Genomic DNA, 22,600 nt, shown 5'->3' on the forward strand with positions numbered 1-22,600 from the left:
TGCCCGGTCGGCCGTGCCGGTCAGGCGTCCCCGTACGCCTCGCCGCCCGGTTCGAAGCGGGCCGTCCCGGCGGTGGCGTCGGCCAGCCAGGCGCGGAAGGCGTCCACGTCCGCGTCCGGGAGGGCGATCTCGATGGTGACCTCCTCCGCGTACCGGACGTCGCGCACCGCGCGGCCGGTCGCGCGCAGGTCGTTCTGCACCTTGCCCGCGCGCTGGTGATCGACGGTCACCGTGGCCAGCCGGAAGCGGCGCCGGGTGAGGGAGCCGAGCTCGTCCAGGGCCTCGCCGACGGCCCCGCCGTACGCCCGGATGAGCCCGCCCGCGCCGAGCTTGACGCCGCCGAAGTAGCGGGTGACGACGGCGACGACGTACCGCATGTCGCGGCGCAGCAGCATCTGGAGCATCGGGACGCCCGCGGTGCCGCCGGGTTCACCGTCGTCACTGGCCTTCTGGACGGCCGCGTCGGCGCCGATGACGTACGCCCAGCAGTTGTGGGTGGCGTCGGCGTGCTCCTTGCGGACCGCGGCGATGAACTCCTGGGCCTCCTGCTCGGTGGCGGCCGGGGCGAGCGCGCACAGGAACCGGGAGCGATTGACCTCGGTCTCGTGCACGCCGGCACGGGCGACCGTGCGGTACTCGTCCTGCATCGGGCCAGCCTAATCCGTCGGCCGCGAGCCCCGGCCGAGTGGTGGCGGCAGGCCCCGCGGTGACGGCACACCACCGTGAGGCGCCCCTGCGGTCGCCCCGGGCCGAGGAGCGGGTCACGATGTGATGGATATCCGTACGTATCCGGCCGAAGGGCCCGCCCGTGCAGCTGCCGTGAACCCGAGGAGGCAGGAGAACGCATGACCGGCACCCCGGTGCGCGGCACGGGCGTTCCCGCCCGCTGCCGGGAGTGGCTGCTGCGGGGGCTGAGCGAGCAGACGGCCCGCCACCCCGGGCCGCACCGCACGCCGCGCCCGGACCAGGAGGGCCACCGCTGGTGGCGGGTGATGTGCCTCACTGGTGTGGACTACTTCTCGACGCTGGGCTACCAGCCGGGCATCGCCGCCCTCGCGGCCGGTCTGCTCTCCCCGCTGGCCACCCTGGTGCTGATCGCGCTGACCCTGCTCGGCGCGCTGCCCGTCTACCGGAGGGTCGCGCACGAGAGCCCGCACGGCGAGGGTTCGATCGCCATGCTGGAGCGGCTGCTGCCGTGGTGGACCGGGAAGCTCCTGGTCCTGGTGCTGCTGGGCTTCGCGGCCACCGACTTCATGATCACGATCACCCTGTCGTCCGCGGACGCCACCGCACATGTCCTGGAGAACCCGTTCGCGCCGCACTGGACGCGCGGCGGGAACGTCTGGATCACCCTGTTCCTGGTGGGCCTGCTCGGCGCGGTCTTCCTGAAGGGCTTCCGTGAGGCCATCGGCATCGCGGTGCCGCTGGTCGCCGTCTATCTGGGGCTCAACCTCGTGGTGCTCGCCGTCTGCGCCCGGGAGATCCTCGCCCGTCCGGCGCGGATCGACGACTGGACCAGCGCGCTGACGGCCCAGCACGCCTCGCCCCTGGCGATGATCGGCGTGGCGCTCATCGTGTTCCCGAAGCTGGCGCTCGGCATGTCCGGCTTCGAGACCGGCGTCGCCGTGATGCCGCAGATCAAGGGCGATCCCACGGACACGTACGAGAACCCGGCGGGCCGCATCCGCCGCGCCCGCACGCTGCTCACCACCGCCGCGCTGATCATGAGCTGCTTCCTGCTGCTGTCCAGCCTGGCCACGACGCTCCTCATCCCGCAGGCGGACTTCAAGAGCGGCGGACCCGCCAACGGCCGTGCGCTCGCCTATCTGGCGCACGCGTACCTGGGTGAGGGCTTCGGCACGGTGTACGACCTGTCGACCATCACGATCCTGTGGTTCGCGGGGGCGTCGGCGCTCGCCGGTCTGCTGAACCTCGTCCCGCGCTATCTGCCGCGGTACGGCATGGCACCGGAGTGGACGCGGGCGGTGCGTCCGCTGGTCCTCGTCTTCATGGTGGCCGCCGTCCTCATCACCCTGTGGTTCCGCGCGGACGTCGACCGGCAGAGCGGGGCGTACGCGACCGGGGTGCTGGTCCTGATGCTGTCCGCGGCGTTCGCCTCCACCGTCGCGATGCACGCGCGCGGGCGGCACGGCGCCATGCTCGGCTTCGGGGCGATCACCGCCGTGTTCGCGTACACGCTGGTGGCGAACGTCCTGGAGCGGCCCGACGGCATCAAGATCGCCGGCATCTTCATCGTGGCGATCCTGGTCACCTCGTTCGGCTCCCGGGTGCGCCGCTCCTTCGAACTGCGCGCGGGCGAGGTCGTCCTGGACGGGACGGCGCGCCGGATCGTCGACGAGGCGGCCGGCGCCGGTCCGCTGCGGCTGATCGCGCACGATCCGCGGGAGCGCGGCAGCCGGGACTACCACGCCAAGGAACACGAACAGCGCCGGCACACGCTGATCCCCAAGGGCGCGCCGGTGCTGTTCCTGGAGGTGTCCGTGCTGGACTCCTCGGAGTTCACCGCCGACATCACGGTGCGCGGCGACGAACGGTACGGGGTGCGGCGGCTGCGGGCGGCGGGGTCGACGGTGCCCAACACCATCGCGGCCGTACTGCTGGCGCTGCGCGACCGCACCGGCGAGGTGCCGCACGTCTACTTCAGCTGGACGGAGGGCAACCCGATCCCCCTCCTGGTGCGCTTCCTGGTCTTCGGCGAGGGCGAGGACGCGCCGGTCACCCGCGAGGTGCTGCGACGGGCGGAACCGGACAGGCGCCGCCGCCCGTGGGTGCATGTGGCATGAGCCCCCGCGCCGACGCCGGATGCGCTATCCCGCCTGCCCCGGCGGCTCTCCCTCCGCCTGCCCCGGCGCCGTGTCCCCGGACGTCCCCTGCGCCTCTCCCCGCACCTTCTCCCCCGACGTCCCGCCCGTCGTCCCGTCCGTCGTCGCGCCCGTGGTCCCGCCCGACTTCCCCGGCCGCTTTCCGCGGGGGACGGTGACCGAGGTGAGGAGCGCGGTGCCGGAGGCGAGGGCCTGCCAGCCGGTGCCGTGCCAGGACAGGACCGCGACGGCCGACGTCGGGAACTTCGTCCGGACCACGTCCAGGCCGTTGTCGAGGCTGTCCCCGGCCAGGTCGAGGACCAGTTCCGCCAGGCCGGGGTTGTGTCCGACCAGGAGCAGCGTCTCGACCTCGGGCGACACCTCGTGCACGACCCCCATCAGGTCCGGCACCTCGGCCGCGTACAGCCGCGGGTCGAACCGGACCGGCGGCGGCGTGCCCCACTGGGCCGAGGCCAGCTCCCAGGTGTTACGGGCGCGCAGCGCGGTGGAGCACAGGGCCAGGTCGGGCAGGCAGTCGGCCTCGGCGAGGGCGCGGCCCGCGGCCGGGGCGTCGCGCCGGCCGCGCGGGGCGAGCGGGCGTTCGTGATCGGCGACGCCTTCGGGCCAGGCGGACTTGGCGTGCCGCAGCACGACCAGGCGGCGCAGCGGGCCCACACCCGCGCGGGCGCTCACGCGGCGCTCCCGAGATCGCGGACGAGATCGAGGCCGAGCAGCCGGTCGGCGTGCGCGTACGCCTCGAAGCGGGCGCCGTCCGGCAGGTCGGCGGCGTCCGCGACCCGGTCCAGGACGTTCAGTACCTCGGTCACATCCAGATTGTCCTCCCATGCGGCGCGCAGCCGCCCGCGCACCTCCTCGGGGACCGGCCGGGACGGCTGCCGCGCCCAGTGGGCGACGGCCCGCCGCCAGCGCGCCAGCGTCCGCCCGGCCCGGTCGAGCGCGTCGGCGTCGATGCGCACGGGCGTGTCCCGGCGGGCGGCGAGGAGGGCCAGGCGCAGCACGGCGGGGTCGGCGAGCGGGTCCGGGGCGGCACCGGCCCCGGCGTCACGGATCACGGGGGCCACGCCGACGACGACCCCGCCCTCGGGCAGCACGCCGCTGTCCCCGGCCACGTGCACGATCTGCGCCTCACCGAGACCCGCGGCCAGGTCGCGTCCCTCCTCGAACGGGCGGATGCCCAGGGCCGTGGCCGCGGCACGCAGTTCGGCCTGGCGGCGCCCGCCGGTGAGCAGGGTCCACACGGGCGTACCGCCGAGCTCCAGGGCGCGGACCAGTACGTCGGCGACCAGCAGCACGCGCAGGGCCGAGACGTCCGAGCCCGGCGCGTGCGCCTCGACCCGGGTCAGGCCCCGGCGGGCGGGAGCGGCGACGACGGGCTGACCGGTTCGGGCGTCGATGATGCGCAGCACGGGGCGAGCGTAGGCGGACGCAAGCCCGAACGCAGGACTTGGCGCCGAAACCGGACACCGTGGCGGGAGATACGGTAGGCGGCACGCAACCGCCCGCGCGGGGGCCTCGCGGGTCCGCGGGGGAATCACCGCCCGGCGGGCGCTGTTGGCCGAAGGACAGTTCAGCGCGACGCCCGAGGAGGCCGCGACCGTGTACGGCGACGAAGCGACGATCCGCAGGATCCTGACCGAGCTGGGTGACACCTGGGCCGTCGTGGGCCTCTCCTCGAACCGGCGGCGCGCCGCCTACGCGGTGGCCGAGGTGCTGCAGCGGTTCGGCAAGCGCGTGATCCCGGTGCACCCCAAGGCGGAGACGGTCCACGGCGAGCGGGGGTACGCCTCCCTCGCGGACATCCCGTTCGAGGTCGACGTCGTGGATGTGTTCGTGAACAGCGATCTCGCCGGGCAGGTCGCCGACGACGCGGTCGCCAAGGGCGCGCGGGCCGTCTGGTTCCAGCTCGGGGTGATCGACGAGGCCGCGTACGAGCGGACCCGGGCCGCCGGTCTCGACATGGTCATGGACCGCTGCCCGGCCCTCGAGATCCCCACCCTGGAGCGCCGGGCGGGGTGAACCTGCCTGACCGGACACCGTCATAATGGCCCGGTGATGTACCCCTCCCCCCACGCCCCGTCCGTGGAACGGCGGCCGGTCGTCGTCGTGGGCGCCGGGCCCGCCGGGCTCACCGTCGGCAACATCCTGCGGGCCGCCGCCGTCGACTGCGTGGTCCTGGAGACCGAGAGCAGGGAGTTCATCGAGACCCGGCCGCGAGCGGGCGTCATCGAGGAGGGGGCGGTGCGCGGGCTCGAACGGCGCGGGCTCGCGGCCGGGCTGCTGGCGCGGGCGCAGGTGCACGACGAGTGCGAGTTCCGCTTCGGCGGCGAGCGGTACCGGTTCCGCTACCACGAACTGACGGGCCGTCACCATTATGTGTATCCGCAGCCGTTGCTGGTGACGGACCTGGTGCGCGAGTACGCCGACGTCCGCGGCGGCGACATCCGCTTCGGCGTGCGGGAGGTACGGCTGCACGACCTGGAGACGGACCGGCCCTCGGTGTCGTACCTGTGTCCGGAGACGGGTGAACGCCGGGTCGTGCACTGCGACTTCGTCGCGGGGTGCGACGGCGCGCGCGGGGTGTCCCGGGAGGCGGTGCCCGCGCGGCGGGCCCGGCTGGCGCGGCGCGACTACGGCATCGGCTGGCTGGCGCTGCTGGCCGAGGCGCCGCCGTCCGCCGACTGCGTGGTGTTCGGCGTCCATCCGCGCGGGTTCGCCGGGCACATGGCCCGCAGCCCCGAGGTCACCCGCTACTACCTGCAGTGCGCGCCCGGCGACGACCCGGAGAACTGGCCGCACGAGCGGGTCTGGGCGGAGCTGCGGGCGCGGCTCGGCGCGGCGGGGGCGCGGCCGCTCGCGGAGGGCCGGCTGATCGAGAAGCGCGTGCTGGACATGCACAACTACGTGGTCTCGTCCATGGTGTTCGGGCGGCTCTTCCTCGCGGGCGACGCGGCCCATCTGACCGCGCCGATAGCGGCGAAGGGCATGAACCTCGCCCTGCACGACGCCTTCCTGCTGGGCGACGCGCTCGTCGCGTTCATCACCGGGGGCGACCCGGACGGTCTGGCCGGCTACTCGGCGGCGGGCCTGCGGCGGGCCTGGGACTACCAGGAGTTCTCGGAGTGGCTGTCCGGCATCTACCACGGCACGGCGTCCGGCGACCCCTACCACGCGGCCACCACGCTGGCCCGGCTGCGCCGGCTGTTCACCTCCCCGGCCGCCGCGAGGGCGTTCGCGGAGCAGTATCTGGGCGCGGCCGACGCCTGCTGACCGCGTCGGCCGGACCCGCTCAACTCCCGGCTTCGGGGCGGGATTCGGTGAGCCGGTGGTCCGCCACGTCCAGCGCCTCGGCGACCAGCCGGCGCAGATGGTCGTGGCGCAGCGAGTAGACCACCCGGCGGCCCTCCTTGCGCGTGTTCACCAGGCCGGCCAGCCGGAGCCTGGCCAGGTGCTGGCTGACGGCGGGCCGGGCCGCGCCGCACGCCTCGGTGAGCGTGCCGACGTCGGCCTCCCCGGCCGTGAGGGCGTGCAGCAGGGTGAGGCGGGTGCGGTCGCCGAGCAGGGCGAGCAGCTCGGCCGCGACCGCGAACTGCTCCTGGCCGGGGGTGCGCGGGTGCGCATGATGCGCAGGTGATAGGTGCATGCGTGCGCTCATACGCACATAATGGCGGCGTGGGCGTCGTGCGTCCACTCCCGCGCACCGGAAGGGGACCGACGTGAGCGACCGGCACCGGCACGACCCTGGGCACGAGCCCGGCCACGAGCGGGGACGCGGCCACGAGCACGCGTACGGCCATGCGCACGAGCACGACCCCGGCCACGAGCACGGGCGAGCCCGGGGAGTCTCCGGACTGCGGCACCGCCTCGGCCATCTCCTCACCCCGCACTCCCACGACAGCGGCGACAAGCTCGACGCGGCCCTGGAGGCCTCGGCCCGTGGCATGCGGGCACTGTGGGTCTCCCTGGCGGTGCTCGGCGTGACCGCGCTGGCACAGGCCGTGGTGGTGGTCGCGTCCGGCTCGGTGGCGCTGCTCGGCGACACGGCGCACAACGCGGCGGACGCGCTGACGGCCGTGCCGCTCGGCATCGCGTTCCTGCTCGGCCGCCGCGCGGCCAACCGGCGCTTCACCTACGGCTACGGCCGCGCCGAGGACCTCGCGGGCATCGCCATCGTGCTGACCATCGCCGCCTCCGCGGCCTTCGCGGCGTGGACGGCGGTGGACCGGCTCCTCGACCCGCGCCCGGTGCAGCACGTGCCGGCGGTGGCCGTGGCCGCGCTGGTCGGGTTCGCGGGCAACGAGTGGGTGGCCCGCTACCGGATCCGGGTGGGGCGGTCGATCGGCTCCGCCGCGCTGGTCGCCGACGGGCTGCACGCCCGTACCGACGGCTTCACCTCACTGGCCGTGCTTGTGGGCGCCGCCGGGTCCGCGCTGGGCTGGCAACTGGCCGACCCGCTGGTGGGGTTGGCGATCACGGCCGCGATCGCACTGGTCCTGCGGGACGCCGCGCGCGAGGTGTTCCGACGGGTGCTGGACGCCGTCGACCCGGCGCTGGTGGACCGGGCCGAGCGGGTGTTGCGCGAGGTGCCGGGCGTGCGCGGGGTGGGCGAGCTGCGGCTGCGCTGGATCGGGCACCGGCTGCGGGCCGAGGTGGCGATCGTGGTGGACGGCGACGCGACGGTACGGCGGGCGCACGCGATCGCGGTCGACGCCGAGCACGCCCTGCTGCACGCCGTGCCGAGGCTGACCGCGGCCCTGGTGCACGCCGATCCGGCGCCCACGCCCGGCGAGGCGGACCCGCATCGGGCGCTGGCGCACCATGTGACCGGCTGAGCTCAGGCGACGCCCAGCCCGTCCAGGACCACCGCGCCGGGCAGTTCGGCGAACGCCTTGCCCGGCACCAGCAGTTTGCCGCGCCGGCGTCCGCTGCCGACGAGGACGTAGGGCAGGTCGACGACGGCGGAGTCCACCAGGACCGGCCAGTCGGCGGGCAGTCCGACCGGTGTGATGCCGCCGTACTCCATGCCGGTCTCCCCGGTGGCCGTGTCCATCGAGGCGAACGAGGCCTTGCGGGAGCCCAGTTGGCGGCGGACCACCCCGTTGACGTCGACCCGGGTGGTGGAGAGCACGACGCACGCCGCGAGGGTCGTCTCACCGGCCCGCTTGCCCGCGACCACGACGCAGTTCGCGGACTGCTCCAGCAGTTCACGGCCGTAGTGCTCGACGAAGACGGCGGTGTCCGCCCACTCGGGCTCGGTGTCGACGTAGACGATCTGGTCGGCGGGGACGCTGCCGTGCCAGTGGCGCACCGCGTCGGCGACCGGTGCGGTCAGCTCGTCGAGGCAGTCGGGAGCGGGGGTGGCGGTGTCGAAGTCTCCGATGGGTGCGCGCATGTCGGCACGCTAACAGGCCGCCGGCGGGGCCTCAGCGTACGGGCGGGACGCAGACGGTCATCACCATCTCCATCGGGACGTCACCGGTGTTGCCGTAGGTGTGCGCCGTGCCGGCGTCGAAGGAGGCGCTCGCGCCGGCCGGGACGCGGTGCTCGACGCCGTCGACGGTGAGCGTCAGCTCCCCCGTGGTGACGTGGATGAGTTCCACCGTGCCGGCGGGATGCGGGTCGGAGGGACTGTTCTCCCCCGGCATCAGCCGCCAGTCCCACAGCTCCAGCGGGCCGGGGGCCTCCGCGCCCGCGAGCAGCCGGTTGTAGCTGCCGGCGTCGGTGCGCCAGAGCCGTACGGCCTGCTCCGCGGGGACGATCCGGACCGTGGGGCCCTGCGCGTAGTCGAGCAGGGTGGTGATGCTGACACCGAGCGCGTCGCCGATCTTGACGACCGTGCCGAGACTGGGGTTGGTGCGGGCCTGCTCGATCTGGATGAGCATGCCGCGGCTGACTCCCGCCCGGGCGGCCAGCGCGTCCAGGGTGAAGCCGCGCTCGGTGCGCCAGCGCTTGACGTTGCGCGCGAGCGACTGGGTCAGCAGAGCGAGGTCCGACACGATGCGTCCACTACTACGGTCCAATATTCCAAATGTCACAGTTTACTTGGCTGAACTACGGTGCGGTGCACCCGAGTGTTCACCGAACTGTACTGCCAGCCGGACCGCACGGTCGCCGGGACCGTGCCTCGCGGGCGTCGCCGCCGGCTCGGTCAGCCGTCGGCCTCCAGTTCGGCGAGCCGGGCCACGGCCTCCTCGTCCAGGTCGGCCAGCGCCAGCAGTTGCTCCGGGGTGATGCCGTCCGGGATCGGCACCGGGGCGGGTGTGCGCAGCGGGGGCTGCCAGCCGTCGTCGGGCGTCCAGCGCCGCACCACCCGCGCGGGCGCGCCCGCGGCCACCGCGTGGTCGGGCACCGCGCCGCGGACCACCGCGCCGGCCGCCACGACCACGTTCCGGCCGATCCGCGCGCCCGGCAGGATCACGGCTCCGGTGCCGATCCAGCAGCCGGGTCCGATCGCCACCGGCTCCATCCGCGGCCACTGCCGGCCGATGGGCTGGTGCGGGTCGTCGTACGAGTGGTTGGTCGATGTGACATAGACATAGGGCCCGAAGTAGCAGTCGCTGCCGATGGTGACCGTGGTGTCGGCGATGACATGGCTGCCGCGGCCGAGGACGACCCCGTCGCCGATGCGCAGGATCGGTTCGGGGCCGAGGTCGAGGTCGGGCATCAGGCCCGCGGTCAGGGTGACCTGCTCGCCGATGATGCAGTGGTCGCCGAGGTGGATCCAGGGTTCACCGAAGACCGTGCCGAGCGGGAAGGCGAGCCTGGTACCTGTTCCCATCGCGCCGAAGCGCAGCCGGCCCGGGTGCTCTGCGGTGACCGATCCCACGCGTTGCGCCCAGGCCCAGCCCGCGTGGACGACTCGCTGGGTGAGGCGGCGCCGCCAGGACGAGAACGCGTTCTTGGGCTTCGGCACCCGCTCACGGTACTCAGCGGGCGCCGCGGCCATGAGTCCGTACCGCTGTGATCTTCGCCCCACCGGATGGCGTACGGTGCCGGTGTGTTTCCCTCGGCAGGCCGGCGCATTTCCCCCGGCGGACAGAACGGTGGACGCGGATGACGCACAAGGCGCTGATCGTCGGGATCGGCGGCAGGGAGCCGCGGATCGACGCGGGGGTGTTCGTGGCCCCCAACGCCTCCGTGATCGGCGAGGTGACGCTGCGCGCGGGCGCGAGCGTCTGGTACGGCGCGGTGCTGCGCGGCGACGTCGAGCGGATCACCGTCGGGGCGAGCGCGAACGTCCAGGACAATGTCACGCTCCACGCGGACCCGGGCTTCCCGGTCACCATCGGGGAGCGGGTCTCCATCGGGCACAACGCCGTAGTGCACGGGGCGACCGTGGCGGACGACTGCCTGATCGGCATGGGCGCGACGGTGCTGAACGGTGCGGTGATCGGGGCCGGTTCGCTGGTCGCGGCGCAGGCGCTGGTGCCGCAGGGGATGACGGTGCCACCGGGGTCGCTGGTCGCCGGTGTGCCCGCGAAGGTGAAGCGGGCGCTCACCGACGAGGAGCGGCGGGGCGTGACGCTGAACGGCACCCGGTACGCGGAGCTGGCCACGACGCACCGCGAGGTGCACGAGTAGTACGGCTAGTACGGCGCGGCGGGGCGGAGCCGGTCGCCCCGCTACGCCCGTGCGGCCCGGGTCACTCGCCGACGGGTACCGGCTCCGCCTCGGCCTTGGACTCCTGCGCCTTCTTCGCCTTGCGCCTGAGGACCAGCATCGAGGTCAGGCCGATCAGGACCGCCGCCACCAGGCCGAGCCACGAGAACCGCTTCAGCCAGTCCTCGGCGACCACGCCGACGTAGTAGATGACCGCGGTGGTGCCGCCCGCCCAGCAGATGCCGCCGAGGACGTTGGCGATCAGGAACTTCCAGTACGGCATGTGCAGGACACCCGCGAGCGGGCCGGCGAAGATGCGCAGCAGGGCGACGAAACGGCCGAAGAACACCGCCCACATGCCCCACTTCTCGAAGGACCGCTCGGCGGTGGCGATGTGCCCCTCGCTGAAGTGCTTCGGGAACTTCTTGCCGAGCCAGGCGAGCAGCGGACGCCCGCCCTTGCGGCCGATGGCGTAGCCGATGGAGTCGCCGACGACGGCCCCGAGCGTGGCACAGGTGCCGAGGATCACCGGGTCGATGCCCGAGTGCTGCGAGGAGAGCAGCGCCGCCGACACCAGGACGATCTCACCCGGCAGCGGAATGCCCAGGCTCTCCAGGCCGATGATCAGGGCCACCACGGCGTAGACGGCCACCGCGGGCACGGTGTCGAGCCATTCCTGGACGTGCAACGCCGGTTCCTTCCCTGTCAGGTTCCTGCTTCACCGGGCGTGCACCGACGGCGCGCCCCTGTGCAGGCTACCCGGTCACCGGCAGGTCGGTCGCACCGTACCGGCCCACGGCACCGTCCCGCCGACGGTCCTTCGGTTGTCGGACATCCGCCTGTCATACGGAGCGGGAAGGCTCCCCGCGGTTTCTCCGCCCCGCACCCCTCAAGGTCCCCGCCGCGTGGCCCCGATGCGGAAGGACGACGTACCCCGTGTCCTCAGTCCCCACGCTTCCGTCCGAAGCCTCCCCACTCCGGCCGGAAGCCCCCTCGCTCACGTCCGAAGCGCCCACGCCCCCGTCCGGGGCGCCGTCGCTCATCTCCGAGGCACCGCGGCCCGAGCCGCCCCCGCTCGGGTCCGACGCGCCCGTGCGCCCGGTGCCGTTCATGGCGACCCGCCCGGCCCGGCTCGTGCTGTGCCTGAGCCCCCTGCTGCTGGTGGGGATCTGGGGACTGACCAACCGGCCGCTCCTGTACGAGGGTGTCGCCCGGCTGGCCGCGGCCGATCCGGTGTGGCTGCTGGCCGGGATCGGCTTCACCTGCCTGGGCTGGGTCGCGGCCTCCTGCGTCCGGCAGGGCGCCCTGCCCGACCGGTTGCCGCCGGGGCTGCTGCTGGCCTCGCAGTTCGCCGCCGGTGCCGCGAACCACGCGCTGCCCGCGGGTCTCGGCGCGCACGCCGTCACCCTGCGCTTCCTGCGCGGCCGCGGCATACCGCTGGACCGGGCCACGGCCTCGCTCGCCCTGTACTCGCTGGTGAAGCCCGTCGCCAAGACGCTGGTGCTGCTGACGTTGCTGGTGGCCTCGCCCGCCGGGCGGCGGCTCGGCGATCTGGTCCCGGACGGGCGCACCCTGGTCGTGGTGATCGCCGTCGCGGGCACCTGCGCCGCCGTCGTGGTCCTGCTGGTCACGGTCGTACGACCGCTGCGCCGGCCGGTGACCGGTCTGCTGCGCACCGCGCTCGCCGACGCACGGGTGCTGCACACCCGGCCCTGCCGGGTCCTCGCGCTGTGGGGCGGGGCTGCGGCGATGCCGTTGCTGCAGGCGTGCGTGCTCGCGTCGGTGGGGGCCGCGCTCGGGCTGCCGGTGCCGTGGACGCATGTGGTCGTGGCGTACCTGGCCGCGGGCACCGCCGTGGGGGCGGTGCCCGCGCCGGGCGGCGTCGTGGTGGACGCCGCGGTGGTGTTCACGCTGGTGGCGTTCGGCGCCCCGCTGGCCGTGGCCACGGCGACCGTCATCGGGTTCCGGGTGCTCATGGACTGGCTTCCGCTGCTGCCGGGCGCCCTGGTCCTGTCGGCGCTGATCCGCGCCAAGGTGCTGTGAGCGGCCGCGGGCAGCGGTACGCGGCGGCTTCCCAACTGTCGGCGAACGCAGGGCGGTTGAGGGAGGAGAAGCGCGTCCACAGCGTTCTCCCATGCTGCTCTCGGCCCGCTCTCATCCTCGTGGGCCAGCATGGCCGCATGATCGCCCCCCACTCCTCCCCCAGCTCCATGGCCCCGCGTCCGGTGCGCAAGGCGGTCGTGCCGGCCGCCGGGCTCGGCACCCGGTTCCTGCCCGCGACGAAGGCGACACCCAAGGAGATGCTCCCGGTCGTCGACAAGCCGGCCATCCAGTACGTCGTCGAGGAGGCCGCCGCGGCCGGGCTCCACGACATCCTGATGGTGACCGGACGCCACAAGCGGGCCATCGAGGACCACTTCGACAACGCCTTCGAGCTGGAGCAGGCGCTCGCGACCAAGGGCGACACCGTGCGCCTGGACGCGGTCCGCGACCCCGCCCGGCTCGCGGACATCCACCACATCCGCCAGGGCGATCCGCTGGGCCTCGGCCACGCCGTGCTCTGCGCCCGCCGGCACGTGGGCGACCAGCCCTTCGCGGTGCTCCTCGGCGACGATCTGATCGACCCGCGCGAGACCCTGCTCAGCCGCATGCTGGAGGTGCGCGACCGGTACGCGGGCAGCGTGGTCGCCCTCATGGCGGTCGACCCGGCCCAGCTCCACCGCTACGGCTGCGCGGCCGTGGAGCCGACCGGCGAGGACGGCGTCGTCCGGGTGACGGGTCTCGTGGAGAAGCCGGCGCCCGGAGCCGCCCCCAGCTCCTACGCCGTCATCGGCCGCTACGTCCTCGACCCGGCCGTCTTCGACGTCCTGGAGCGCACCGAACCGGGGCGCGGCGGCGAGATCCAGCTGACCGACGCCCTCCAGGAACTCGCCGCGGCCGGCTCGGTGCGCGGCGTCGTCTTCGACGGTCTGCGCTACGACACCGGCGACAAGGCGGACTATCTGCGCACGGTGGTGCGGCTGGCCTGCGACCGAGCGGACCTGGGCCCCGAATTCGTCGCCTGGCTCAAGGAGTTCGTCACGTCACTGCCGGACGACGGCACCGGGCGCGAGGACGGGTACCGGGCCGCCTGAACCGGCTGCGTGCCGCCCGCGCGGAGGGGCCGGCCGCAACCGGCGGCCCCCGGGCGGGAGTCCGCGGTCAGCCGTTGGGACGCAGCGTCCACACGACCGTCATCTCGCCCGTCACGGCGCCGTCCTCGCGCTGGAGGGCGACGGCCACCGGGAACTCGGGGCGCCGGCCCGCGTCGAGTTCGGCGACGACCTCGGCGGCCGGCCGGCCGAGCGTGGCCGTGGCCCTGACCGGGCCGAGCGCGATCTTCCTGAACGCGATCTCGGCGGTGACCGGGAGCGGCACGGCGCGCGCGAGCTGGTCGCCGAAGGCCGCGAGGACGACGGCCCCGCTCGCGGACTCGCCGAGCGTGAACATCGCTCCGGCGTGCGGCCCGCCGACATGGTTGCGGTACTCCTCCTGGTCCGGCAGGGACAGCACGGCCCGCTCGGGCGTGGTCTCCAGGTACTCCAGTTTCAGGGTCCGCACCATCGGCACCGTGGCGGCGAGCAGCTCGCCGATCGACATCTGGTCTGCGCTCATGGCCATCATGTTACTCACGAGTAGACGTCGGTGGGGCCGGTACTCCGGTTCGGTACGTCCCTGACGAGGTCCGGTGACCGAATCGTGTCCGGCACGGCACTAGGGTTACTGCCCATGTGGCCAGGACAGCAGCCGCCAGGGGGCGAGCAGAACCCGCAGCAGAACCCGTATCAGCAGCCGGGTTACCAACAGCCGAATCCGTATCAGCAGCCCGGTTATCAGCAGCCCAACCCGTATGCGCAGCAGCCGCAGTGGGGCACACCCGCACCCGTCGGGGCGCCCCAGCCGCCGCAGCCGCCACAGGGGGGCGGCGGGAACCGGACGAAGCTCGTCGCGATCGTGGCGGCGACGGCGGTGGTCGTCGCGGCCGGCGTGACCGGATTCCTGGTGCTCGGCGGCGACAAGGACACCAAGGCGGACGGCGGCACGGACAAGAAGTCCAGCCGGTCGCCGTCGGCGGATCCGGAGTCGAGCGAGTCGTCCGGCGCGGAGGACAGCCGGCGCGGCACCGAGACCGAGAAGCCGCTCGTCGCGGGCTGGAAGGTGGTCATCAACCCCAAGTGGGGCACGGCCTTCGACGTGCCCGCCGAGTGGCAGGTCGACTCCCCGGGCACCTCGATCGGCTTCGAGGACCGCAAGTCGCCCGACGCCAAGCCGCTGATCGTGATGTCGGCGCCGGCCGAGTACAAGTCGAAGTGGTGCACCTCGGACAGCGACAGGGACGGCCACAGCGACGACACTGCGCTCGCCGTGGCGGGCACCAAGGGCGAGAGCGGCGCCAAGAGCCCCGGCGACGCGGCGGTCCGGGGCGTGCCCTGGTGGGTCTACGGCGGCTACACACAGCCGGACAAGAAGAGCATCACCTACGACAAGAAGGCCACGGACTACACCACCAAGTCGGGTGTCGAGGGCGCCTACGCCTGGGCCCGTTCGACCGACACCCCCCGCACGGGCAAGTGCGAGAGCGACGGCAAGGCGATCACGTTCGCCTTCCGGAACTCGGCGGACGACATCGTGTCCTTCAACCTCTACGCCGCCAAGGGCGTGGACGGTGAACTCGACACGGAGACCATCATGAAGATCCTCAGCACGGTGCGGGTGCACGGCGAGCCGACGGGATCCTGAGCGGGTGGTCCGGGGCGGGCCGGTCCGGGGCGGTCGCGTCCCGGACCGGCCCGCCCTCAGCCGATGCCGAACGCCCCGTCGGGAGGCTCAGGCGACGGTACGGCCTCCGCGTCCGGGACCGGCCGGGCCGCACCGATGAACTCCCGGAGCGCGGGGCCGTGTTCGACCCGGGCCGGGAAGACGTCCGAGGCGGTACGGCGGGCCAGTGCCGATGTGTCCAGCGGCCGGTGCGCGGCGACGAGCACCGCGTTGCCGAACCGGCGTCCGCGCAGCACACCCGGCTCGGCGATCAGCACCAGCTCCTCGAACACGGCCGCGAGCGTGGCGAGTTGGGAGCGGAGGAAGGCGAACGGCGCGGCGTCGGCGAGATTGGCCAGATAGACGCCGCCCGCCCGCAGCACCCGCTCGGCCTCGCGCGCGTAGCCGAGCGAGGTGAGATGCGCGGGGACCCGGGAGCCGCCGAAGACGTCGGCGATCAGCACGTCCGCCGTGTCGTCGGGGGCCGCCTCCAGCCAGGCCCGGGCATCCGCGGGGTGCAGGGCGATGTCGGCGCCGTCCGGGACCGGCAGCCGCTCGGTGACCAGGGTCAGCAGCGCCCCGTCGGCCTCGACGACATCCTGCCGCGAGCCCGGCCGGGTCGCCGCCACGTACCGGGGCAGGGTGAGCGCGCCGCCGCCGAGATGCAGCACGTCCAGCGGCCGGCCCGGCTCCGCCACGGCGTCCAGCACATACCCGAGCCGCCGGGCGTACTCGAACTCCAGATGGGTCGGCTCGTCCAGGTCGACGTACGACTGCGGCGCCCCGTCGACCGTGAGCAGCCAGGCCCGCGCCCGGTCGACGTCCGGCATCAGCTTCGCGGTGCCGTGGTCGGTGGCACGGACGACGGGTATGGGTTCACTCACTCCCCCATTGTGCCGGTGCCGGCCGCGCACCGGGCCCGGCCTCCCGTACGGCGCACCGGGCCCGGCGCACCGCGCGGGGCGCCGGACCCGGCCGTCACGGGACCGCGCCGCCGTGGTCCGTCAGCCGACCGAGGTCACCGTGCCCGCGCCGACCGTGCGGCCGCCCTCGCGGACGGCGAACCCGAGCCCGGGCTCCAGCGGGACCGCGCGGCCCAGCTCCACCGTCATGGTGACGGTGTCACCGGGCCGGGCGACCGCCGTCGCGCCGAGGTCGACGTCCCCGACCACATCCGCGGTGCGGATGTAGAACTGCGGCCGGTAGCCGGTCGACACCGGGGTCGTCCGGCCGCCCTCGCGCGAGGACAGCACGTACACGCGCGCGGAGAAGCGACGGCTCGGCGCGACGCTGCCGGGCGCCGCCACGACGTGTCCGCGCCGCACCGCGTCCCGCGGCACCCCGCGCAACAGCAGCGCCACGTTGTCCCCGGCCTGCGCCTCCTGCATCGGCTTGCCGAAGGTCTCCAGGCCGGTGACGACCGTCTCCAGCCCGGCGCCGGGCACCTCGACCCGGTCGCCGACGCGGATCGTGCCGCGCTCCACCGCCCCGGTGACCACGGTGCCCCGGCCGGTGATGGTCAGCACGTTCTCGACGGGCAGCAGGAACGGCGCGTCGAGATAGCGCTCCGGGACCGGCACATAGGTGTCCACCGCGTCCAGCAGCGCCTCGACGGCGGCGGTCCAGCGCGGGTCCCCGTCGAGGGCCTTGAGCCCGGAGACCCGTACGACGGGTACGGAGTCACCGGGGTAGCCCTGCGCGGTGAGCAGTTCGCGGACCTCCAGCTCCACGAGGTCGGTCAGCTCCTCGTCGCCCGCGTCGGCCTTGTTGAGGGCGACGACGATGTGGTCGACGCCCACCTGCCGGGCGAGCAGCACGTGCTCGGCGGTCTGCGGCATGATCCCGTCGACCGCGGAGACGACGAGGATCGCCCCGTCGAGCTGCGCGGCACCGGTGACCATGTTCTTGATGTAGTCGGCGTGACCCGGCATGTCGACGTGCGCGTAGTGCCGGGTGTCGGTCTCGTACTCGACGTGCGCGATGTTGATGGTGATGCCCCGCGCCGCCTCCTCCGGTGCCCGGTCGATGCGGTCGAAGGGCACGTACCGGGTGCCGCCGCCGGTGCCGCGCTCGGCCAGGACCTTGGTGATGGCGGCGGTCAGGGTGGTCTTGCCGTGGTCGACGTGGCCCATCGTGCCGATGTTCAGATGCGGCTTGGTGCGCACGTATGCCGTCTTGGGCATGGCTGTACCTCGAAGCCTCGTGAGTGGTGACGGGGACCCCGGGGAGGCACCGACCCTCCCCCTGCGGGGTCCGCCGGACGATCCGGAGAGGGTCAGCTTCGGGCGCCGTCGACGGCTACGACGATCGGGACGGCAGCCTTCGGGGCATCCGCGACCGCGGATGCTGCGAGGACGAAGGCGTGCCGGAACATGACGCCGATCATCGCCGACACGGTGTCCCGCGTCGACTGGTTTTCCGCCGCCCGGCGGCGCAGGAAGAGCCGTCGGATGACCGGCATGCGACGGTCCGTACGTCGATCGGACACCTTCGTCGGTTACTGTCACCGGCATGCTCGATGCCACCAACCGCTCTGGGGGCACCGCCACGGCCTCTCCCCGGGCCGCCGCCACGGAGTTGGCCGCCGCCGTCCCCACGGCGGCGGCCGATCCACCGCTCACGCGCGCGCGATTCGCTGCACGCTGCACGCGCGCGTTGCTCTCGCCCTGGTCCCGTCTGTCGCTGCTCCTGACGCTGCTCGCCGCGGCCGCCGCGAGCGTGCTGCTGTTCGAGCCGCAGCGACTGCTCACCCACGGCTGGCCGCCGCAGCTCGGCGGGGTCACCGCGGCGACCGTGTTCGCCGTCGCGTACGCGCTGTGCACGGTGGCGTTCGTGCCGCGCCCGCTGCTGAACCTGGCGGCCGGCGCCCTGTTCGGCTCCGAACTGGGGCTCGGCACGGCGCTGGTGGGCAGCGTGCTGGGCGCCGCGATCGCGTTCGGCCTGGGCCGGATGCTGGGCCAGGACGCGCTCCGCCCGCTGCTGCGCGGGCGCTGGCTGCGGGCCGCCGACGGCCAGCTCAGCCGGCACGGCTTCCGCTCGATGATGGCGGCACGGCTGTTCCCCGGTGTGCCGTTCTGGGCGGCGAACTACTGCGCCGCCGTCTCCCGTATGGGCTGGCTGCCGTTCCTGCTCGCGACGGCGCTCGGCTCGGTCCCGAACACGGCCGCGTACGTCGTGGCGGGCGCGCGGGCCTCGGCGCCGACGTCGCCCGCCTTCCTGATCGCAATGGCGTGCATCGCCGTACCGGCCCTGGCGGGTGCCGTGGTGGCCTGGCGCAAGCGCCACCATCTGCGCCCGCGATGAACCGTCAGACGGCCTCCAGGACCATGGCGTTGGCGAGTCCGCCCGCCTCGCACATGGTCTGCAGTCCGTAGCGGGCGCCGCGGGTGCGCAGCGCGTGGACGAGGGTCGTGGTCAGCCGGGCGCCGCTGGCGCCGAGCGGATGGCCGAGCGCGATCGCGCCGCCGTGCACGTTGACCTTGGCGAGGTCGGCGCCGGTCGCCTGCTGCCAGGCCAGGACGACGCTCGCGAACGCCTCGTTGACCTCGAACAGATCGATGTCGCCGAGGGTGAGCCCCGCCCGGCGCAGCACCTTCTCCGTGGCCGGGATGACGCCCGTGAGCATCAGCAGCGGGTCGGAGCCGGTGACGGCGAAGCTGTGCAGCCGGGCGAGCGGGCGCAGGCCGAGCCGGGCGGCGGTGTCGCCGGAGGTGATCAGGACGGCGGAGGCGCCGTCGTTGACGGGGCTGGCGTTGCCCGCGGTGACGTTCCACTCGATCTGCGGGAAGCGCTCGGCGAAGCCGGGGTCGTGGTAGGCGGGCCTGAGGCCGGCGAGGATCTCGGGCGTGCTGTCCGGCCGTACGCACTCGTCGCGGGCGACGCCGTCCAGCGGGGCGACCTCGGCGTCGAAGAGCCCGGCCTGCCACGCCGCGGCCGCCCTGCGGTGGGAGGAGACGGCGAACTCGTCCATCCGCGTGCGCGTCAGGGACCACTTGGCGGCGATGAGTTCGGCGCTGATGCCCTGCGGGACGAGTCCCTCCGGGTAGCGTGCGGCGACGCCGGGCCCGAACGGGTCCTTCCCCGCGGGCACGTTCGACCACATCGGCACCCGGCTCATCGACTCGACACCGCAGGCGACGACGACGTCGTAGGCGCCGGCGAGGATGCCCTGGGCGGCGAAGTGCACGGCCTGCTGGGAGGAGCCGCACTGGCGGTCCACCGTGGTCGCCGGCACCGTCTCGGGGAAGCCCGCCGACAGCACGGCGTACCGGGTGGTGTTCATGGCCTGCTCGCCGACCTGGTCGACGGTGCCGCCGATGACGTCGTCGATCAGGGCCGGGTCGACGCCGGAGCGGTCCACGAGGGTGCGCAGGGTGTGGGCGAGGAGTTCCACGGGGTGGACGTGCGCGAGGGCGCCGTTCGGCTTGCCCTTGCCGATCGGGGTGCGTACGGCTTCGACGATGACTGCGTCACGCATGGTGCGGGCCTCCTTGGCCGCCGGGCCGTGACCTTGGCGACTACCGGTGAGTAGGAAATCCGAACTCACCATAACTCGGTCAGTTTGAAAAACAAACCCTCACCTAGACTGGGCGCCATGGCCGCCACGAAGGACCCGCGCCCCTGCTCCATCGCCGACACCCTCGCGCTCGTGGGCGAGAAGTACTCCCTGCTGGTGCTCCGGGAGGTGTGCCTCGGCAACGGGCGCTTCGACCAGCTGGTCCGCAACATCGGGGCCCCGCGCGATGTCCTGGCCACGCGGCTGCGGCGGCTCGTCGAGGCGGGGATCCTGACCAGGCACGCCTACAGCGAGCGCCCGCAGCGCTTCGAGTACCGGCCCACCGGGGCGGGGCTCGAACTGGAGCCGGTCCTGCTGACGCTGATGGCGTGGGGCGACCGCCACCTGCGCGCGGACGCCGACCGTCCCATGGTGATCGAGCACGCGTGCGGCCATGAGCTGGTCCCGGTCGTCACCTGCGCGGCGTGCGGCGACGCGGTCCGGCACGAAGGCCTCACGGCCCATCCGCAGACGCCTGGGTGGACCGTCCGGGGGCGCTCCGCCGGGTTGGCGTGAGGGGTCGTCGTTCGACTGTGGCTGCGCCGTGGCTCGTCGCGCAGTTCCCCGCGCCCCTTCGGGGGCACTGCCCCCAACCAACCCCTGTGTTCGGGCTGTCATCCCGGGGCGCTACGCTGCCCCTCGACACACATGATCACCCCATTCCCCGGCTTCCCCGATCAGCACTTGGACCTCTCACCTTCATGTCTTGGTTTGAATCCTTCGTCCTCGGACTCGTCCAGGGGCTGACCGAGTTCCTTCCGGTCTCTTCCAGCGCGCACCTGCGGCTGACCGCCGCCTTCTCCGGCTGGAAGGATCCAGGCGCGGCCTTCACGGCCATCACCCAGATCGGCACGGAGGCCGCGGTGCTGATCTACTTCCGCAAGGACATCGGCCGGATCGTCCTGGCCTGGTTCCGGTCACTGTTCGACAAGGCGATGCGGCAGGACCACGACGCCCAGATGGGCTGGCTGGTGATCATCGGCTCGATCCCGATCGGCGTGCTGGGCGTGACGCTGAAGGACCAGATCGAGGGGCCGTTCCGCGATCTGCGGATCACGGCGACCATGCTGATCGTCGTCGGCCTCGTCATAGGCTTCGCGGACCGGCGAGCGGCCCGCGACGAGAAGGGCGGCCGGCACCGCGTCGCCAAGCAGGGCAAGACCCTGGAGAGCCTGAACGTCCGGGACGGCCTGATCTACGGCCTGTGCCAGGCCTGCGCCCTCATCCCCGGCGTCTCCCGCTCCGGCGCCACGATCAGCGGCGGCCTGTTCATGGGCTACCGGCGGGAGGCGGCGGCCCGGTACTCGTTCCTGCTCGCCATTCCGGCCGTCCTCGCCTCCGGGGCGTTCGAGTTGAAGGACGCGATGGGCAGCGGCCACGTCGCCTGGGGTCCGACGCTCTTCGCGACGGTGATCGCCTTCGTCTCCGGGTACGCGGTGATCGCCTGGTTCATGAAGTTCATCTCGTCGAAGAGCTTCATGCCGTTCGTCTACTACCGGGTCGTGCTCGGCATCGTCATCATCGCCCTGGTGACGGCGGGTGTGCTCAGCCCGCACGCGGCCGAGTCGGCGGGCTGACCGCCCGCGGCCACCGGCCGCGCCCGTGACCGACTCCATACGGTCTCCGTAGCTGTGCGGTAGCGCAGTGTCAGTGCTTGCCCCTACGCTTGTCGGCATGTCCCCCGATTCCGTGTTCCCTGGTTCCGTGCGCTCTGCCGCCGAGGTGAACGAACAGATCCGGGCCCTGTGGCTGCGTGCGGGCGGATCCCTGTCGGCCCAGGAGCGCGCGGAGTACGAACTGCTGGTGGTCGAGTGGGCCGAGGCGATCCGCGGCGAGATCATCGAGGCGGCCTGAGCAGCCGGACGCGGAAGAGGCCGGCGGGCATGCTCCGCCCGCCCCGCCTCGCCGCCCCCACGGGGAAGATGACGAGTCCGCGGCGCGGCCCCTACCGGCCGCCCGCCACCCGCAGCACGGCGCCGGTGGTGTACGAGGATTCCGGAGACATCAGCCAGGAGATCGCTGCGGCGATCTCCTCCGCCGTGCCGGGCCGGCGCAGCGGGATCGTGGCGGCCATGCGGTGCGCGCGGTCCGGATCGCCCATCGCCGCGTGCATCTCCGTGTCGATCGCCCCGGGAGCGACCGCGTTGACGCGGACGCCGTCCGGGCCGAGTTCCTTCGCCAGCCCCAGAGTGAGGGCGTCGACGGCGGCCTTGGTCGCCGCGTAGTGGACGTACTCCCCGGGACTGCCCAGCGTGGCGGCCCCCGACGACACGTTCACGATCACGCCGTGGCCGCGGCCGGCCATGAGCCGGGCGGCACGGCGCGCGCACAGCAGCGTGCCGAGGAGATTGACCTCGACGACCCGGCGCAGATCGGCGGTGTCCGTATCGGCAAGGCGTCCCAGCGGACCGCTCACCCCGGCGTTGTTCACCAGCCCCGTGACGGGCCCGAGGCGCTCCTCCGCCGTGTCGAACAGCCGCTCCACGTCGGCCTCCACGGCCGTGTCCACGCGCACGGTCGCACAGCGGCCCCCCGCCGCGCGCACCCCCGCCGCGACCGACTCGGCCGCCGCCGCGTCCCGGACGTAGCCGACGACCAGGTCGTGCCCGTCGGCCGCGAGCCGCAGACAGGTCGCGGCACCGATCCCCCGGCTGCCGCCGGTGACGACCGTGACGGGACGTGCCATGAGGACCTCCTGGTGACATGCGCGGCCGAAGATCGCTCACTCTACGACCGGCCGGCGCACGCCTCGTGGCCCGGTCCGTGGTCACGCGGGGCGCCGGATCACCGCAGCCGTCGCGCTCGCAGA

General features: G+C 73.5%; 25 protein-coding genes and 1 pseudogene. 12 read left to right on the plus strand and 14 right to left on the minus strand.

Annotation, left to right across the window (positions count from 1 at the left end):
- Positions 1 to 20 precede the first annotated feature (20 nt).
- Entirely contained in the window at positions 21 to 647 is a 627-nt protein-coding gene (locus tag CTZ28_RS21265) for a YigZ family protein (RefSeq protein WP_121891241.1), read from the minus strand.
- Positions 648 to 845: 198 nt separating this feature from the next.
- On the opposite strand from CTZ28_RS21265, the gene CTZ28_RS21270 reads away from it, so the two are divergent.
- The gene (locus CTZ28_RS21270) at positions 846 to 2,804 is read left to right on the plus strand and encodes an APC family permease (RefSeq protein ID WP_121891242.1); all 1,959 of its coding nucleotides are present in this window, start codon (positions 846 to 848) and stop codon (positions 2,802 to 2,804) included.
- A 174-nt stretch (positions 2,805 to 2,978) separates the two neighbouring features.
- On the opposite strand, the pseudogene CTZ28_RS21275 reads toward CTZ28_RS21270, so the two are convergent.
- Both CTZ28_RS21275 and CTZ28_RS21280 read right to left on the minus strand, forming a co-directional pair.
- Positions 2,979 to 3,515: pseudogene (locus CTZ28_RS21275) on the minus strand (SixA phosphatase family protein); the annotation flags it as partial.
- Positions 3,512 to 4,249, minus strand: coding sequence for a hypothetical protein (locus tag CTZ28_RS21280; RefSeq protein ID WP_121891243.1), 738 nt, complete (start codon positions 4,247 to 4,249; stop codon positions 3,512 to 3,514). The gene CTZ28_RS21280 and the pseudogene CTZ28_RS21275, both read right to left, overlap by 4 nt.
- A 190-nt stretch (positions 4,250 to 4,439) precedes the next feature.
- Between CTZ28_RS21280 and CTZ28_RS21285 the strand changes: the two genes are divergently transcribed.
- Positions 4,440 to 4,859: a CoA-binding protein gene (locus CTZ28_RS21285; protein ID WP_121891331.1), complete on the plus strand. Its 420-nt coding sequence runs from the start codon at positions 4,440 to 4,442 to the stop codon at positions 4,857 to 4,859.
- A 36-nt stretch (positions 4,860 to 4,895) separates the two neighbouring features.
- Positions 4,896 to 6,110: a 4-hydroxybenzoate 3-monooxygenase gene (locus CTZ28_RS21290; protein WP_121891244.1), complete on the plus strand. Its 1,215-nt coding sequence runs from the start codon at positions 4,896 to 4,898 to the stop codon at positions 6,108 to 6,110.
- 19 nt (positions 6,111 to 6,129) lie between these two features.
- On the opposite strand, the gene CTZ28_RS21295 is transcribed toward CTZ28_RS21290, so the two are convergent.
- A complete protein-coding gene (locus CTZ28_RS21295; protein ID WP_259471718.1) occupies positions 6,130 to 6,495 on the minus strand; it encodes an ArsR/SmtB family transcription factor in 366 nt (121 codons plus the stop codon).
- A gap of 61 nt (positions 6,496 to 6,556) precedes the next feature.
- Between CTZ28_RS21295 and CTZ28_RS21300 the strand changes: the two genes are divergently transcribed.
- A complete protein-coding gene (locus tag CTZ28_RS21300; protein WP_121891246.1) occupies positions 6,557 to 7,672 on the plus strand; it encodes a cation diffusion facilitator family transporter in 1,116 nt (371 codons plus the stop codon).
- A gap of 2 nt (positions 7,673 to 7,674) precedes the next feature.
- On the opposite strand, the gene CTZ28_RS21305 is transcribed toward CTZ28_RS21300, so the two are convergent.
- The 3 genes from CTZ28_RS21305 to CTZ28_RS21315 form a co-directional block, all read right to left on the minus strand.
- Positions 7,675 to 8,232, minus strand: coding sequence for a YbaK/EbsC family protein (locus tag CTZ28_RS21305; RefSeq protein ID WP_121891247.1), 558 nt, complete (start codon positions 8,230 to 8,232; stop codon positions 7,675 to 7,677).
- Between the two features lie 31 nt (positions 8,233 to 8,263).
- A complete protein-coding gene (locus CTZ28_RS21310; protein WP_121891248.1) occupies positions 8,264 to 8,836 on the minus strand; it encodes a helix-turn-helix domain-containing protein in 573 nt (190 codons plus the stop codon).
- A 152-nt stretch (positions 8,837 to 8,988) separates the two neighbouring features.
- Positions 8,989 to 9,753 carry an acyltransferase gene (locus tag CTZ28_RS21315; protein ID WP_121891332.1) on the minus strand — a complete coding sequence of 255 codons (765 nt, stop codon included), beginning with the start codon at positions 9,751 to 9,753 and terminating at the stop codon, positions 8,989 to 8,991.
- Positions 9,754 to 9,893: 140 nt separating this feature from the next.
- Between CTZ28_RS21315 and CTZ28_RS21320 the strand changes: the two genes are divergently transcribed.
- Complete coding sequence (locus tag CTZ28_RS21320; protein WP_121891249.1) at positions 9,894 to 10,421, plus strand: gamma carbonic anhydrase family protein; 528 nt, start codon at positions 9,894 to 9,896, stop codon at positions 10,419 to 10,421.
- A 61-nt stretch (positions 10,422 to 10,482) separates the two neighbouring features.
- Here CTZ28_RS21320 and CTZ28_RS21325 read toward each other — a convergent pair whose 3' ends face one another.
- Positions 10,483 to 11,127 carry a DedA family protein gene (locus tag CTZ28_RS21325; RefSeq protein WP_121891250.1) on the minus strand — a complete coding sequence of 215 codons (645 nt, stop codon included), beginning with the start codon at positions 11,125 to 11,127 and terminating at the stop codon, positions 10,483 to 10,485.
- A gap of 353 nt (positions 11,128 to 11,480) precedes the next feature.
- On the opposite strand from CTZ28_RS21325, the gene CTZ28_RS21330 reads away from it, so the two are divergent.
- Complete coding sequence (locus tag CTZ28_RS21330; protein ID WP_398656439.1) at positions 11,481 to 12,482, plus strand: lysylphosphatidylglycerol synthase transmembrane domain-containing protein; 1,002 nt, start codon at positions 11,481 to 11,483, stop codon at positions 12,480 to 12,482.
- 137 nt (positions 12,483 to 12,619) lie between these two features.
- Complete coding sequence (gene galU, locus CTZ28_RS21335; RefSeq protein WP_121891251.1) at positions 12,620 to 13,573, plus strand: UTP--glucose-1-phosphate uridylyltransferase GalU; 954 nt, start codon at positions 12,620 to 12,622, stop codon at positions 13,571 to 13,573.
- Positions 13,574 to 13,640: 67 nt separating this feature from the next.
- On the opposite strand, the gene CTZ28_RS21340 is transcribed toward galU, so the two are convergent.
- Complete coding sequence (locus CTZ28_RS21340; RefSeq protein ID WP_121891252.1) at positions 13,641 to 14,078, minus strand: DUF4442 domain-containing protein; 438 nt, start codon at positions 14,076 to 14,078, stop codon at positions 13,641 to 13,643.
- Between the two features lie 129 nt (positions 14,079 to 14,207).
- Between CTZ28_RS21340 and CTZ28_RS21345 the strand changes: the two genes are divergently transcribed.
- Entirely contained in the window at positions 14,208 to 15,218 is a 1,011-nt protein-coding gene (locus tag CTZ28_RS21345) for a DUF8017 domain-containing protein (protein WP_121891253.1), read from the plus strand.
- Between the two features lie 56 nt (positions 15,219 to 15,274).
- Here the strand turns inward: CTZ28_RS21345 and CTZ28_RS21350 are convergent, their stop codons facing one another.
- From CTZ28_RS21350 to CTZ28_RS21360, 3 genes are all read right to left on the minus strand, one after another.
- A complete protein-coding gene (locus tag CTZ28_RS21350) occupies positions 15,275 to 16,120 on the minus strand; it encodes a spermidine synthase (RefSeq protein WP_121891254.1) in 846 nt (281 codons plus the stop codon).
- A gap of 120 nt (positions 16,121 to 16,240) precedes the next feature.
- Entirely contained in the window at positions 16,241 to 17,419 is a 1,179-nt protein-coding gene (gene tuf, locus CTZ28_RS21355; RefSeq protein ID WP_121891255.1) for an elongation factor Tu, read from the minus strand.
- Between the two features lie 92 nt (positions 17,420 to 17,511).
- On the minus strand, positions 17,512 to 17,697 hold the full coding sequence (locus CTZ28_RS21360) for a hypothetical protein (protein ID WP_121891256.1): 186 nt from the start codon (positions 17,695 to 17,697) through the stop codon (positions 17,512 to 17,514).
- A 50-nt stretch (positions 17,698 to 17,747) separates the two neighbouring features.
- On the opposite strand from CTZ28_RS21360, the gene CTZ28_RS21365 reads away from it, so the two are divergent.
- The gene (locus tag CTZ28_RS21365) at positions 17,748 to 18,539 is read left to right on the plus strand and encodes a TVP38/TMEM64 family protein (RefSeq protein WP_121891257.1); all 792 of its coding nucleotides are present in this window, start codon (positions 17,748 to 17,750) and stop codon (positions 18,537 to 18,539) included.
- Positions 18,540 to 18,543: 4 nt separating this feature from the next.
- Here the strand turns inward: CTZ28_RS21365 and CTZ28_RS21370 are convergent, their stop codons facing one another.
- Positions 18,544 to 19,713 (minus strand): thiolase family protein, encoded by a 1,170-nt coding sequence (locus tag CTZ28_RS21370; RefSeq protein WP_121891258.1) that lies wholly within the window; start codon positions 19,711 to 19,713, stop codon positions 18,544 to 18,546.
- A 117-nt stretch (positions 19,714 to 19,830) separates the two neighbouring features.
- Here CTZ28_RS21370 and CTZ28_RS21375 point away from each other — a divergent pair, with 117 nt between their 5' ends.
- The 3 genes from CTZ28_RS21375 (at position 19,831) to CTZ28_RS21385 (ending at position 21,645) form a co-directional block, all read left to right on the plus strand.
- On the plus strand, positions 19,831 to 20,307 hold the full coding sequence (locus CTZ28_RS21375) for a winged helix-turn-helix transcriptional regulator (protein WP_121891259.1): 477 nt from the start codon (positions 19,831 to 19,833) through the stop codon (positions 20,305 to 20,307).
- A 185-nt stretch (positions 20,308 to 20,492) separates the two neighbouring features.
- Positions 20,493 to 21,368: an undecaprenyl-diphosphate phosphatase gene (locus CTZ28_RS21380; RefSeq protein ID WP_121891260.1), complete on the plus strand. Its 876-nt coding sequence runs from the start codon at positions 20,493 to 20,495 to the stop codon at positions 21,366 to 21,368.
- Positions 21,369 to 21,465: 97 nt separating this feature from the next.
- A complete protein-coding gene (locus tag CTZ28_RS21385; RefSeq protein ID WP_121891261.1) occupies positions 21,466 to 21,645 on the plus strand; it encodes a hypothetical protein in 180 nt (59 codons plus the stop codon).
- A 91-nt stretch (positions 21,646 to 21,736) separates the two neighbouring features.
- On the opposite strand, the gene CTZ28_RS21390 is transcribed toward CTZ28_RS21385, so the two are convergent.
- Entirely contained in the window at positions 21,737 to 22,477 is a 741-nt protein-coding gene (locus tag CTZ28_RS21390; protein ID WP_121891262.1) for an SDR family oxidoreductase, read from the minus strand.
- Positions 22,478 to 22,600: the final 123 nt, after the last annotated feature.

This window comes from Streptomyces shenzhenensis (genome assembly GCF_003688995.1).
Taxonomy (GTDB): domain Bacteria; phylum Actinomycetota; class Actinomycetes; order Streptomycetales; family Streptomycetaceae; genus Streptomyces; species Streptomyces shenzhenensis_A.

Coding starts and splice junctions, on each gene's coding strand:
- CTZ28_RS21265 (WP_121891241.1), bottom strand. CDS start 647: ATGCAGGACGAGTACCGCACGGTCGCCCGTGCCGGCGTGCACGAGACC.
- CTZ28_RS21270 (WP_121891242.1), top strand. CDS start 846: ATGACCGGCACCCCGGTGCGCGGCACGGGCGTTCCCGCCCGCTGCCGG.
- CTZ28_RS21290 (WP_121891244.1), top strand. CDS start 4,896: ATGTACCCCTCCCCCCACGCCCCGTCCGTGGAACGGCGGCCGGTCGTC.
- CTZ28_RS21295 (WP_259471718.1), bottom strand. CDS start 6,495: ATGAGCGCACGCATGCACCTATCACCTGCGCATCATGCGCACCCGCGC.
- CTZ28_RS21305 (WP_121891247.1), bottom strand. CDS start 8,232: ATGCGCGCACCCATCGGAGACTTCGACACCGCCACCCCCGCTCCCGAC.
- CTZ28_RS21320 (WP_121891249.1), top strand. CDS start 9,894: ATGACGCACAAGGCGCTGATCGTCGGGATCGGCGGCAGGGAGCCGCGG.
- galU (WP_121891251.1), top strand. CDS start 12,620: ATGATCGCCCCCCACTCCTCCCCCAGCTCCATGGCCCCGCGTCCGGTG.
- CTZ28_RS21340 (WP_121891252.1), bottom strand. CDS start 14,078: ATGTCGATCGGCGAGCTGCTCGCCGCCACGGTGCCGATGGTGCGGACC.
- CTZ28_RS21345 (WP_121891253.1), top strand. CDS start 14,208: ATGTGGCCAGGACAGCAGCCGCCAGGGGGCGAGCAGAACCCGCAGCAG.
- tuf (WP_121891255.1), bottom strand. CDS start 17,419: ATGCCCAAGACGGCATACGTGCGCACCAAGCCGCATCTGAACATCGGC.
- CTZ28_RS21360 (WP_121891256.1), bottom strand. CDS start 17,697: ATGCCGGTCATCCGACGGCTCTTCCTGCGCCGCCGGGCGGCGGAAAAC.
- CTZ28_RS21365 (WP_121891257.1), top strand. CDS start 17,748: ATGCTCGATGCCACCAACCGCTCTGGGGGCACCGCCACGGCCTCTCCC.
- CTZ28_RS21370 (WP_121891258.1), bottom strand. CDS start 19,713: ATGCGTGACGCAGTCATCGTCGAAGCCGTACGCACCCCGATCGGCAAG.
- CTZ28_RS21375 (WP_121891259.1), top strand. CDS start 19,831: ATGGCCGCCACGAAGGACCCGCGCCCCTGCTCCATCGCCGACACCCTC.
- CTZ28_RS21380 (WP_121891260.1), top strand. CDS start 20,493: ATGTCTTGGTTTGAATCCTTCGTCCTCGGACTCGTCCAGGGGCTGACC.
- CTZ28_RS21385 (WP_121891261.1), top strand. CDS start 21,466: ATGTCCCCCGATTCCGTGTTCCCTGGTTCCGTGCGCTCTGCCGCCGAG.
- CTZ28_RS21390 (WP_121891262.1), bottom strand. CDS start 22,477: ATGGCACGTCCCGTCACGGTCGTCACCGGCGGCAGCCGGGGGATCGGT.